General features: G+C 71.1%; 7 protein-coding genes and 1 pseudogene. 3 read left to right on the top strand and 5 right to left on the bottom strand.

The genetic code is table 11. The features are described 5' to 3' along the window. Window positions 1-103 precede the first annotated feature (103 nt). Window positions 104-583 (bottom strand): Lrp/AsnC family transcriptional regulator, encoded by a 480-nt coding sequence (locus ACQPZW_RS15980; protein ID WP_433795661.1) that lies wholly within the window; start codon window positions 581-583, stop codon window positions 104-106. A gap of 113 nt (window positions 584-696) precedes the next feature. On the opposite strand from ACQPZW_RS15980, the gene ACQPZW_RS15975 reads away from it, so the two are divergent. Continuing rightward, window positions 697-1,878: a trans-sulfuration enzyme family protein gene (locus ACQPZW_RS15975; protein ID WP_433795660.1), complete on the top strand. Its 1,182-nt coding sequence runs from the start codon at window positions 697-699 to the stop codon at window positions 1,876-1,878. After that, a pseudogene (locus tag ACQPZW_RS15970) lies at window positions 1,878-4,210 on the top strand (transketolase-like TK C-terminal-containing protein). The gene ACQPZW_RS15975 and the pseudogene ACQPZW_RS15970 overlap by 1 nt, the downstream one beginning before the upstream one ends. Before the next feature lie 4 nt (window positions 4,211-4,214). Here the strand turns inward: ACQPZW_RS15970 and ACQPZW_RS15965 are convergent. After that, a complete protein-coding gene (locus tag ACQPZW_RS15965) occupies window positions 4,215-5,447 on the bottom strand; it encodes a low temperature requirement protein A (RefSeq protein ID WP_433795659.1) in 1,233 nt (410 codons plus the stop codon). 65 nt (window positions 5,448-5,512) lie between these two features. Beyond that, complete coding sequence (locus tag ACQPZW_RS15960; RefSeq protein WP_433795658.1) at window positions 5,513-8,671, bottom strand: LamG-like jellyroll fold domain-containing protein; 3,159 nt, start codon at window positions 8,669-8,671, stop codon at window positions 5,513-5,515. A 297-nt stretch (window positions 8,672-8,968) separates the two neighbouring features. On the opposite strand from ACQPZW_RS15960, the gene ACQPZW_RS15955 reads away from it, so the two are divergent. Beyond that, on the top strand, window positions 8,969-10,318 hold the full coding sequence (locus ACQPZW_RS15955; RefSeq protein WP_433795656.1) for an endo-1,4-beta-xylanase: 1,350 nt from the start codon (window positions 8,969-8,971) through the stop codon (window positions 10,316-10,318). A gap of 15 nt (window positions 10,319-10,333) precedes the next feature. Here ACQPZW_RS15955 and ACQPZW_RS15950 read toward each other — a convergent pair whose 3' ends face one another. Together ACQPZW_RS15950 and ACQPZW_RS15945 are read right to left on the bottom strand one after the other, a co-directional pair. Further along, on the bottom strand, window positions 10,334-11,020 hold the full coding sequence (locus tag ACQPZW_RS15950) for a response regulator (RefSeq protein WP_433795655.1): 687 nt from the start codon (window positions 11,018-11,020) through the stop codon (window positions 10,334-10,336). Continuing rightward, on the bottom strand, window positions 11,017-12,165 hold the full coding sequence (locus ACQPZW_RS15945; RefSeq protein ID WP_433795654.1) for a sensor histidine kinase: 1,149 nt from the start codon (window positions 12,163-12,165) through the stop codon (window positions 11,017-11,019). The genes ACQPZW_RS15950 and ACQPZW_RS15945 overlap by 4 nt, the downstream gene beginning before the upstream one ends. Window positions 12,166-12,219: the final 54 nt, after the last annotated feature.

Genomic DNA, 12,219 nt, shown 5'->3' with positions numbered 1-12,219 from the left:
GGACGAGGGGTGCCCTCTGACTCCGGATGCGGGCGTCCGGTCACCACCGGACGTCCACGGGACCGAAGGAGGGAGACGTGGACGCGCTGATTCCGGAGGGTGTCTAGTCGTGCAGTACGCCGGCGCCCGCGCGGACCTCGAACACCAGGTGCGTCTCGGTCTGGCGGACCACCCGGTGGCTGGTGACGTGACGCAGCACGAAGTCGCGCAGGGCCTCGGCGTTCTCGACCGCGACGTGCAGGTAGAAGTCGTCGGCCCCGGCGACGTGGAAGGCCTGCAGCACACCCGGGGTGGCGGCCAGGGCGTCGTACAGCTGGCTCACGTTGGCCATCGTGTGACTGCCCAGCCGTACCTTGATCATCGCCTGTAGGGGGTAGCCGAGCAGCGCCATGTCGAGCTGGGCCCGGGTGCCGGTGACGACCCCGGCCTCGCGCAGCGCCCTGATCCGGTAGGCGCAGGTCGACTCGGCGAGGCCCAGACGGCCGGCCAGCGCCTTGTTGGTGACACCGGCGTCCTCGGCGAGCGCCTTCAGCAGCTGCCGATCGACGTGGTCGACGGTGACCGGCCGTTGCGGGTTCCGCAAAGTGAACGCTCCCTACCGCCGCTGGGCTGCTGAAAAAGTCGAATCATTGCCGACCGGTTACCGATTCGACGGCGACTCTATGTTCATCTTGCGAATTCCGGAACGCTACGAGCATGACGAGCCCCCTGCACAGCGACTCGGTGGCCGTGCACGCCGGCCGGGAGGATCTCACCGCGCTCGGCGTGCACGCCCTCCCCCTGGACCTGTCGTCGACCTATCCCCTGCCGGATCTGGACCGGGGCGGGGAGTCGTACGAGGCGATGGCGACCGGCGGCCACCCGCTGGCCGACGGCGGCGCCGTCTACGCCCGGCTGTGGAACCCGACGGTGGCCCGGTTCGAGACGGCGCTGGCGCGGCTGGAGCAGGCCGAGACGGCGGTGGCGTTCGGGTCGGGCATGGCGGCGATGACCGCGGCGATCCTGGCGCACACCACGATGACCGGGCGGCGGCACGTGGTGGCGGTGCGCCCGCTCTACGGCGGAACCGACCATCTGCTGGCCACCGGGCTGCTCGGCGCCGAGGTGACGTTCTGCTCCGAGACCGAGGTCAGCGGCAGTCTGCGCCCCGACACCGGCCTGGTGATCCTGGAGACCCCGGCCAACCCGACGCTGGACATGGTCGACATCGCGGCCGTCGCCGAGCGTGCGGGTGACGTCCCGGTGTTGGTGGACAACACCTTCGCCACTCCGGTGCTGCAGAATCCGATTACGCTCGGGGCCACCATGGCCCTGCACAGCGCGACCAAATATCTCGGTGGTCACGGCGACGTCGTCGCCGGGGTGATCGCGTGTGCCGAGGAGACCGCCGGCCGGCTGCGGCAGGTCCGGGCGGTCACCGGTGGGCTGCTGCACCCGTGGGGCGCCTACTTGCTGCACCGCGGCCTGACCACGCTGCCGGTCCGGATGCGCGCCCAGCAGGACACCGCCGGCCGGATCGCCGCATGGCTGGCCCGGCACCCGGCCGTCGCCCGGGTGCACTATCCCGGCCTCGACGGCGACCCTCGCGGGCTGCTGTGCCGCCAGTCGCGCGGCCCGGGCGCCATGATCTCGGTGGCGCTGCGCGGCGGGTTCGAGGCCGCCTGCCGTCTGACCACCGGCACCCGGCTGTTCACCCACGCCGTCTCGCTCGGCGGGGTGGACTCGCTGATCCAGCATCCGGCCGCGCTCACCCACCGGCCGGTGGCGCCGCACGCCCGCCCGGCGGCCGACCTGGTGCGGCTCTCGGTCGGCCTGGAGCACGCCGACGATCTGATCGCCGACCTCGACCGAGCTCTCACCGCCCACCGGAGGCCCTGATGACTTCTCCCGCGCCCGACGTCGAGGTCCTGCGCGAGATCGCCCGGCGGGTGCTGTGGCTGTCGGCGTCGATCGTCGACGCCGCCAACGCGGGGCGGCCCAACGACTCGGGGGTCAAGGTGGGCGGCCATCAGGCGTCCAGCGCCTCGATGGTCGACATCATGGTGGCCCTGTGGTTCGCCGAGCTGACCGCGCAGGACCGGGTGTCGGTCAAGCCGCACGCGTCGCCGGTGCTGCACGCCGTCAACTATCTGCTCGGCGATCTCGACGAGTCGTATCTGCCGAGGCTGCGCGAGAAGGGCGGCCTCCAGTCGTACCCCTCGCGGTTGAAGGATCCGGACACCGTCGACTTCTCCACCGGGTCGGTCGGGATCGGCGCGACGGCCGCGCTGTGGGCGGCGATGGCCCACCGCTACCTCACCTCGCAGTTCTCCGGGACCCCGGCGGGGGCCGGTTCGTCAGCCTGCTCGGTGACGCCGAGCTCGACGAGGGCGCGATCTGGGAGGCGGTGATGGACCCGGCGGTGGCCCGGATGGGTGAGCTGCTGTGGGTCGTCGACCTGAACCGGCAGTCGCTGGACCGGGTCGTGCCGGACATCCAGATCGCCAAGCTGCAGGGCATGTTCGCGGCGGCCGGCTGGCAGGTGGTCGTGCTCAAGTGGGGCCGGATCATCTCCGAGCTGTTCGAGCGGCCGGGCGGGCCGGCGCTGCAGGCCCGGCTCGAGACGATGCCCAACGAGGAGTACCAGCGGATGCTGCGGGCACCGGAGCAGACGGCCGAGCGCATCCTGGCCGCCGGCGACTCGCTGCCGGGCGCCTCCGAGCTGAAGGCGCTGCTCGACGAGATCGCCCCGGACGAGCTGGCCGCCGCCGTCCGTGACCTGGGCGGCCACGACATCGGCCTGCTGGTCGACACGTTCCGGTCCGTCGACGCGGACGCGGACCGCCCGACCGTGGTGTTCGCCTACACCGTCAAGGGCCGCGGCCTGCCGACCGAGGGCCATCCGAACAATCATTCGGCGCTGCTGACCGGCGCGCAGATGGCGGTGCTGGCGGAGTCCTCGGGGATGGACCGGGCCGCGCCGTGGCAGCGGTTCGATCCGGACAGCGCGGCCGGGCGGCTCTGCGCCGACCGGGGGCGGGCGCTGCGTCGGGAGCCGGTGGCGGCCCCGGCGCCGGTCAGCGTGCCGGCCCAGCTCGGTCACCCCTACCGCAAGCCGATCAGCACGCAGGCGGCGCTCGGCCGGCTGCTGGCCGACCTGCCACGGGACGCGCCGGGGGCGGCGAGCCGGGTGGTCACCTGCTCCCCCGACGTGGCGTCCTCCACCAACCTGGGCGGCTGGATCAACAAGACCGGGGTCTGGTCGGTGCAGGACCGGCACGACTGGTTCGCCGACGACGCCGAGCGGGTGCTGCGCTGGCAGGAGAACCGCAACGGCCAGCACATCGAGCTGGGCATCGCCGAGGTCAACCTGGTGTCGCTGCTCGGTGAGCTGGGCGCCACCTGGTCACGGTGGGGTGAGCGGCTCATCCCGATCGCGACGCTGTACGACCCGTTCGTCTCGCGCGCTCTGGAGCCGTGGTCGTACGGGATCTACGCGGGCGGCCAGTCGATCCTGGTCGGCACGCCGTCCGGGGTGACCCTGGCGCCGGAGGGTGGCGCCCACCAGTCGATCACGACGCCGTCGATCGGGCTGGAGCAGCCGGGTTGTGTGGCCTGGGAGCCGGCGTTCGCGCAGGACCTGGAGTGGTGCCTCCTGCACGCGATGGGCCGGGTCGGCGTGCCGGGTGGCACCTCGGCGTACTTCCGGCTCTCCACCCGGCCGATCGACCCGCAGCTGGCGGCCGTCCCGGAGGACCCGGCGCTGCGGGAGCGCCGTCGCCGGCAGGCGGTGGCGGGCGGCTACCGGCTGTCCGCCCGGGGCGCCGCGGGCGCCGAGGACGTCACCCTGGTCGGCGTGGGCGCGATCATGCCGGAGGTGATCGCGGCGGCCGAGGCTCTGGCCGTCGCCGGTGTGAACGCCGGTGTGGTGTGCCTGACCAGCCCGGATCTGGTGTTCCGGTCGTTTCAGCAGCGCGGCAGCCGGGACGCCGGGACGGGCGGCGACATCCTGGCCGAGCTGTTCCCGGACGGCCGCCGCGCGCCGCTGGTGACGGTGCTGGACGGGCATCCGCACACGCTGGCGTTCCTCGCGGCGGTCCGTGGCGACCGGATCCGGTGCCTGGGCGTGACCGAGTTCGGCCAGTCGTCGAGCCTGGCCGACGCCTACCGGCTGCACGGCATCGACACGGCGTCCATCGTGGACGCGGCCCTGACCCTGGCCGGGCGCTGACCGCTCACACCTTGGCGACCTTGATCTCGCCCTGCCGGTGCTGGTGGATGCCGGTGGCGACGCCGGCGACCAGGACGGCCGCGCAGAGCCCGACCAGCACGGGCGGGCGCAGGTCGAGCGCGGTGATCACCACGATCGCCGGGATGCCGAGGCCCGGCCAGATCAGGGCGGGCTTCGGGCGGCGGGACAGCACACCCTGGATGACGGCGGCGCTGAGCAGGTAACCGGCCAGGCCGACACCGAGCACGCCACGGGCGCCGGCGCCGAGGTGGTCGTCGGAGCCGTGCGCGATGGCGTGTTCCAGGCCGACCGCCACGGCGGCCAGGCTCACCGCGACCGGCAGGTGGGCGTACACGTAGAAGTCGTGCACGCCCTCGCGCGTCCGCTCGCCGCCCTCCTGGACCAGGCGGCGTTTCGCGGCGCCGCCGGACAGGTCGAAGTAGGACCACCACAGGGCGGCGGTCAGCAGGAACGCGGCCGCGGCGGTGGTCGTCACGCCCGAGGTCCACTTGCCGTCGTGCAGGCCGTGCACGGTGGCGGCGACCGACTCGCCGAGCAGCAGGATGACGAAGAGGCCGAACCGCTCGGGCAGGTGCTCCATGTGCAGTGGCGGAGAGTCCGGCTTGCGGGCGCTCAGCGCCGGGCCGAGCAGGTCGACGAACACGCCGGCCGCCCACAGGACGTAGCGGCCGGGCGCGGGCACGGCGAGCGAAACCAGCCAGAGGGCGCCGCCGGCGGCGTGGCCGAGCAGGTACGGCCGGATACCGGCCCGGGTCTCCGGAAGCGTCCGCCACACCCGTAGGTAGCCGAGGACGAGCACGGCGCGCAGGATGACGTAGCCGGCGACGAACCAGGTCCAGGCCGGGCCGGTGACCTGGTCGGCCGCCGCGGCCATCATGATCACGCCACCCATGCCGATCAGCGTGAGCAGCCGGAAGATCGCGTCGTCGGTGTCGAACCGGTTGGCGTACAGGGTGGCGCTGGCCCACGCCCACCAGCCGATCGCGACGAGGGCCGCGAACCGCAGTCCGCCGGTGAGCGTCTCGTCCTTGGCCAGCAGGTCCGCGCAGCCGGCCACGAACAGCACGAATGCGAGGTCGAAGAAGAGCTCGAGCCGGGTGGCCGAGCGGTTGGACTCCTGGTTCACGTCCGGCTCGCGAACCAGCTCGCGTTCCTCGCGATCCTCACGGTCGAGGCGCTCGCGGTCCTCGGCGGGGGTGGTGGGTTCCTCTGACACGGCTCCGCCCTACCCGCCGGGCCCGGGTTCCAACCGGGTTCGGCGGGCAGGGCGCTGTGCCGCGGTCAGCGGGCCTGGTAGAGGGCGGTCACCTCCGTGTCGGTCAGTGCCCGGTCGACGGCGTGCACACCGTCGACCGCGCCGGACCAGAAGTCGACCCGGTTGCCGGCGTACTTGGCGCGGCCCACCGACAGCGGGCCGGTGCCGACCACGTCGGGACCTGCCGGTACGGTCGCGGCCCGGACGCCGTCGACGTAGAGGCGGATCTCGCCGGTGGCGTGGTCGCGGACGCCGGCCAGGTGGTACCAGCGGTTCAGCTCGGGCGTCGTCACCAGCCGGGCCCGGTTGCCGCCGGGCGTGCTGAAGGCGAAGGCGCCCTGGCCGTACTGCAGGTAGAAGGGGTTCTCGGTGCGGCGGCCGTCCTGGCTGACCGCGGTCACGTAGTTGCCGGGCAGCCGGTCGAGCGTGACCCAGGCCGAGACCGTGTAGTCCTTCGTCGTGTCGAGAACCGGCGCGGCGGTGTCGGCGTAGTCACCGTCACCGTCGAGCTTGAGCGCCGACCCGGTGACGCCCGGCGTCCACGCGGCGTTGCCGGTCAGGGTCAGGTGGCTGTCGCCGCCGCTGTCGCGGGCGGTCGTGCCGCTGTTCTCGTCCAGGTTCCAGTCGCCGTGACCCGGGTACGTCCGGGCCTGCCCGGAAGCCGCTCCGGCCGCGATCACCTTGGCGTTGACCGCCCGTACCGCCGCGGGGTCGACCTTGATCTCCCGACGGTCGTAGGTCCAGAGGCCGTTGAGCTCGGTCTCCAGGTCGGTGATCTGGGTGTAGACCGAGCCGGACAGCTCGTTGGCTGCGGCCTCCAGGTAGTACCGCTCGGTGTTGTCGACGTATCTGGCGGTCAGGGCCGCCTTGTCGGCGACGCCGCTGTAGATGACGGCCGGCGGGCCGGGCCACATGTGCCCCGGGGTGCGCAGCGTGAAGCCGCCGTGCTCGCCGTCCATCGCGATGCGGGTGGCGTCCGGGTAGGGCGGGTCGTTGTTGACGTAGTCGTGGTGGTCGATCACGTCACCCTTGCCGGAGTCGCCCTTGGAGTTGCAGCAGTTGACACCGCTGTGCGCGTTGAGGATGCGCGACGGGTCCTCGGCCTTGATCTGGGTGGCGATCTGGCCGGTGGCGGTGCGGTCCCATTCACCCCAGCCCTCGTTGAAGACGATCCAGCCGATGATCGACGGGAAGTTGTGCAGCTGGCGCATCATCTCCCGGCCCTGGCTGAGGAACGCCTCCTGGCCGGCGGTGCTGTTGATGTCGGCCGACACGAAGTCCTGCCAGACCAGCAGGCCCAGCTCGTCGGCGTGCCGGTACCAGCGGGCCGACTCGACCTTGATGTGCTTGCGGACCGCGTTGAAGCCGAGCTTCTTCGTCTCGACCAGGTCGAACCTCAGGGCGGCGTCGCTGGGCTGGGTGTAGAGGCCGTCCGGCCAGAACCCCTGGTCCAGGGTGGCCAGCGAGAAGATCGGCTTGCCATTCAAGGTCAACTTCGGGAAACCACCGACATTCTGTACGGCTACCTCACGCAGGCCGAAGTACCCGCGGACGGTGTCGCCGCCGAGCTTCACGTCGACGTCGTAGAGGTACGGGTCGTCGGTGCTCCAGAGTCGCGGCTTGGCGATCTTGACGGTGAGGTCGGCGTTGGCGGGACCTCTCGCCGTACCCACCGATTTGCCCTTCTTGTCGGTCACGGTGACCGTCGCCGCCTTGGCGGAGGTCGAGTTGATCTTCACCTTGACCGATCCGGTCGCGACGTCCGGGGTGAGGACGAGGCCGTCGATCCCGGCCGCGACGACCGGCTCCAGCCAGACCGTCTGCCAGATGCCCGACGTGGGCTCGTAGACGATGCCGCCCGGGTTGAGCGACTGCTTGCCCTTGGGCTGGTTCGGCCCGGTCACGTCGGTGACGCCGACGATGATCTCCTGCGGGCCGTGCTTCCTGAGCGCATCGGTGATGTCGGCCGTGAACGCCGTGTATCCGCCGGTGTGCTCGGTCACGAGGGTGCCGTTGACCCAGACCTTGGCCTGGTAGTCGACCGCGCCGAAGTTGAGCTTGATCCGCTTGCCCTTCCAGCCGCCCGGGACGGTGACGAGCTTGCGGTAGAACATGTGGTCCTCGCGCCGCTCGATACCGGACAGCTGGGACTCGACCGGGAACGGCACGGTGATCTTCTCGGCCAGCCTCTGCCCGAAGACCGGCGGCGCACCGGCCTCGGCGCCGGCGAACTCCCACTGCCCGTTGAGGTTGAGCCAGTCCTTGCGGATCAACTGCGGGCGCGGGTACTCGGGCAGCGGGTGACGCTTGTCGACCCGATCGCCCCAGGGGGTGGTGAGCCGGTGTGTGGACGCGTTCGCCGCCGAGCGGATCACCTGCGGAACCGTCTCGCCACCGACGACCAGGCCACCCGTGCCGTCGTAGGCGACGCGGACCTTCTGGTTCTTCTGCACCTTCTCGGCGAGCGTGACCACGACCTTGTCGCGGTGCTTGCGGACGCCCGCGATCGGGAACGGCGTCGTGTCGACCTCGACCTTCAGGTGCTGGGCGAGAGCGCCGACGGCGTCCACAGTCGCGTCGAAGTCGGCGATCAGCGTCTTCCCGTCCGACTGGACGGCGAAGGCGACCGGGAAGATCTGGAAGCCGTCCGGCGGCGTGAAAGCGCTCTCCGGGACGATCTGCCTGTCGATCCCGGCGCCCGACCAGCGCAGGAACAGGTTCGCGCCGCCGACGTCCTGGAACATCTCGATGCGTACGGCGTGCGCCTCCCCCGCCACCAGCGACACCGGCGCGCTGACCTGCTCGCGGTCCCAGTCACCGACCCAGTGGTCGATCACCGGCTGCTCGTCGATCAGGAGGCGGAACCCGTTGTCGCCGATCATGTGGAACGTGTAGTCGCCGGTGGCCGGGGCGGTGATCTTCCCGGTCCAGCGGGCGGTTGTGTGCTCGGTGCGCCCGGTCAGCGACTCGAACGCGCCGGCCAGGCCGGGCAGGTCGATGTTCGGGTCGAGCACGATCCCGCCGAGCTCGGCGAAGTCACGGGCGCCCGGGGCGGACATCCGGAAGTACTCACCCTTGAGGCCGTGGACTCCCTCGGCGGCCGAGGCGGGGCCGGCGGGGACGGTGAGGGCGGACAGGACCAGGAGGACGGCGAGGAGCAGTGGCCTCCAGGGCAATCGCGGCATCGATTGTTTCCCTTCGATCAGCGGCACATTGCAAACACACTGAACTATTTACATGCATGAAGTCAACAGAAGAAAACAGCTTCGGACACGTTCGCGCGGATCCCGCCACCACCGACCCTGATCCGCCCGTCCATATAACGGATTTCCCATCGATAGTTTCGCCATTTTTCCGCCTCGCTGGCAATGAATCATGTCTATCTGTTGCGGAAAAGACCACGTAGGATGCCATCGAATTACCGATAGTTTTCCGTAAGTTTCGGTAGACCGTTCCCCGTGGCCGAGGAGGCTCATCCCCCGATGAACAGACAGAGAAGATGGCGCGCCGCCACCATCACCGGCATGGTCGTCGTCATGACGGCGGCCACCGCGGTCCTGTGGCAGGGCACCTCCAGCGCCGGCACCACCCTGGGTGTCTCCGCCGCCGAGCGGGGCCGCTACTTCGGCACCGCGATCGCCGGCGGCCGGCTGAGCGACTCGCAGTACACGAGCATCGCCAACCGTGAGTTCAACATGATCACGGCCGAGAACGAGATGAAGCTCGACGCGACCGAGCCCAACCAGGGCCAGTTCAGCTTCGGCTCCGGCGACCAGATCGTGAACTGGGCGGTCGCCAACGGCAAGCGGGTCCGCGGCCACACCCTCGCCTGGCACTCGCAGCAGCCGAGCTGGATGCAGCGGATGGAGGGATCCTCACTGCGGCAGGCGATGCTCAACCACGTCACCCGGGTCGCCACCTACTACCGCGGCAAGATCTACGCCTGGGACGTGGTGAACGAGGCCTTCGCCGACGGCTCCTCCGGCGCCCGCCGCGACTCCAACCTGCAGCGCACCGGCAACGACTGGATCGAGGCCGCCTTCCGGGCCGCCCGCTCCGCCGACCCGAACGCCAAGCTCTGCTACAACGACTACAACACCGACAACTGGTCACACGCGAAGACGCAGGGCGTCTACCGGATGGTCCAGGACTTCAAGTCCCGCGGCGTGCCGATCGACTGCGTCGGCTTCCAGGCGCACTTCAACTCCGGCAACCCGGTGCCCAGCAACTATCACACCACCCTGCAGAGCTTCGCCGACCTCGGCGTGGACGTGCAGATCACCGAGCTCGACATCGAGGGCTCCGGGTCGAGCCAGGCCGACCAGTACCGCGGCATCGTCCAGGCCTGCCAGGCGGTGGCCCGGTGCACCGGCATCACCGTGTGGGGCGTGCGCGACAGCGACTCGTGGCGCGCCTCCGGCACGCCGCTGCTGTTCAACGGCAACGGGCAGAAGAAGGCGGCGTACGACGCGGTGCTCGCCCAGCTGAACACCGGGCAGCCCACCAACCCCAGCCCGTCGTCGCCCGGCCCGTCCACCAGCCCGACGACCGACCCCGGTGGCGGCGGCTGCACGGCCACCTACAGCGAGGGCCAGAAGTGGAACGACCGCTTCAACGGCCAGGTCACCGTGACCGGGAGCAGCAACTGGATCGTCACCGTGACGGTCGGCTCCCCGCAGCGCATCACCGCCACCTGGAACGTCAGCGCCACCTGGGACTCCAGCGGCAACGTGATGACCGGCCGCCCGAACGGCGGCGGCAACACGTTCGGGTTCACCGTCCAGCACGGCGGCAACTGGGCCTGGCCCACGCTGACCTGCCGGACCTCCTGAGACGTCGGCGCCTGGTCACTCCGGTGGGGTGACCAGGCCCATCTCGTACGCGATGATCACCAGATGCACCCGGTCACGGGCGTCCAGCTTGGTGAACAGCCGGGCCACGTGAGCCTTGGCCGTCGCCGGGCTGATGTGCAGATCGGTGGCGATCTCGGCGTTGGACCGGCCGCGGCCCACCAGCGTCAGCACCTCCCGTTCCCGCTCGGTGATCGTGTCGTCCGCGCGGCGCCGGGCCGGCGGCGACTGCCCGGGGGCGGCCCCGGCGGTGAAGTGCCGGATCAGGCGGCGGGTGACGCTCGGAGCGATCAGCGCGTCCCCGCCCGCGACCACCCGGACGGCGCCGAGGATGTCGTCCAGCGCCATGTCCTTGACCAGGAAGCCGCTGGCCCCGGCACGCAGGGCGGCGTACACGTACTCGTCGTCGTCGAAGGTGGTGAGGACGAGCACCTTGGCCGGGTCGGGATCGGCCGTCACGTGGCCGGTGGCCTCGATGCCGTCCATCACGGGCATCCGGATGTCCATGACGATCACGTCCGGTCGCAACTCCCGGAACAACCGGACCGCCTCCGCGCCGTTGGCGGCCTCCCCGGCGACCTCGATGTCCTCGGCGTCGTTGATCAGGACCCGCAGGGCGCTGCGGATCAGCGGCTGGTCGTCGGCGAGCACCACCCGGATGACAGTGCTCTCCGGGACCGTCATCGCGTCGACTCCGGCAACGGGATGCGGGCGCTGACCCGGAACCCGCCCTCGGGCCGCGGACCGGCGTCGAACTCACCGCCGAGCAGGCCGACCCGCTCCCGCATGCCGGTGATCCCGTTCCGGCTGCCGTCGGTGTCGCCGCCCGCGCCGTGCCCGTCGTCCTCGATCTCGATGGTCAGCGTGCCGGACTCCTGCCGGACCGCGACGTCGCACCGGCCGACACCGGCGTGCCGGATCACGTTGGTCACCGCCTCCTGCACGATCCGGTAGGCGGACAGGTCGATGTCCGGCGGCAGCGGCCCGGCGTCGCCGTCGCGCCGCAGGCCGACCTCCACACCGGCCTGCGCGCTACGCGCCACCAGACCGTCGAGATCGGCCAGGCCCGGCGCCGGATCCCGGGGCGCCGCACCGGATCCCGCATCGGTACGCCGCAACGAGCCCAGCATCCGGCGCAACGCCGCCGCGGTGTCCCGGCTCGTCTCCTCGATGTTGGCCAGCGCGGTCCGCGCCTCGGCAGGCTGGGTGTCGATCACCCGGCGGCCCATCCCGGCCTGGACGGCGATGACGGCGATGCTGTGCGCCACCATGTCGTGCAGCTCCCGGGCGATCCGCAGCCGCTCCGCCTCCACCGCGCGGGCCTCGGCCTGCTCCCGCTGCGCCTCGGCGTGCCGGCGGCGCTGCCGGACCGAGTCGCCGATCAGCCAGGCGGTGACGACCGCGAGGATCAGGATGGTGGGGATCGTCGTCAGGTCGCCGGCATTCTCGAAGAGCAGGACCAGCGCCACCTGTACGGTTCCGGTGATCACCGCGGCCGCGATCGACACCGGCCTCGTCCTGGTAGCCGCCACGTTGCCGGCCATGATGTCGGCGAAGACCGCGAAGACGAACAGCACCGCCCGTTCCGGGACGTTGCCGGAGATGGCGAGCACGGCGACCACCCCACCGCCGGTCAGCAGCACGGACAGGGCCGCCGTCGGCGAGCGGCGGGCCAGGGGGATCGGCAGGAGCACCGCCACCACGATGGCGAGCCCCTGCAGCAGCGAACCGTCCCCCGGCGAGTTGATCGCGGTGAGCAGGGCGAACGGGAACAGCAGCGCGCCGATCCAGGCGAGCACGGCGCCGATCCGGCTTCGTACGGTGGACATGCGGCCGACTGTAACGACGCGGAGATCATGCGGGCATCGGCTCGTGGGATTACG

It is taken from the genome of Actinoplanes sp. CA-252034, from assembly GCF_050956125.1.
Taxonomy (GTDB): domain Bacteria; phylum Actinomycetota; class Actinomycetes; order Mycobacteriales; family Micromonosporaceae; genus Actinoplanes.
The sequence above is the reverse complement of the archived record's forward strand: the minus strand, read 5'-3'. Positions and strand labels throughout refer to the sequence as shown.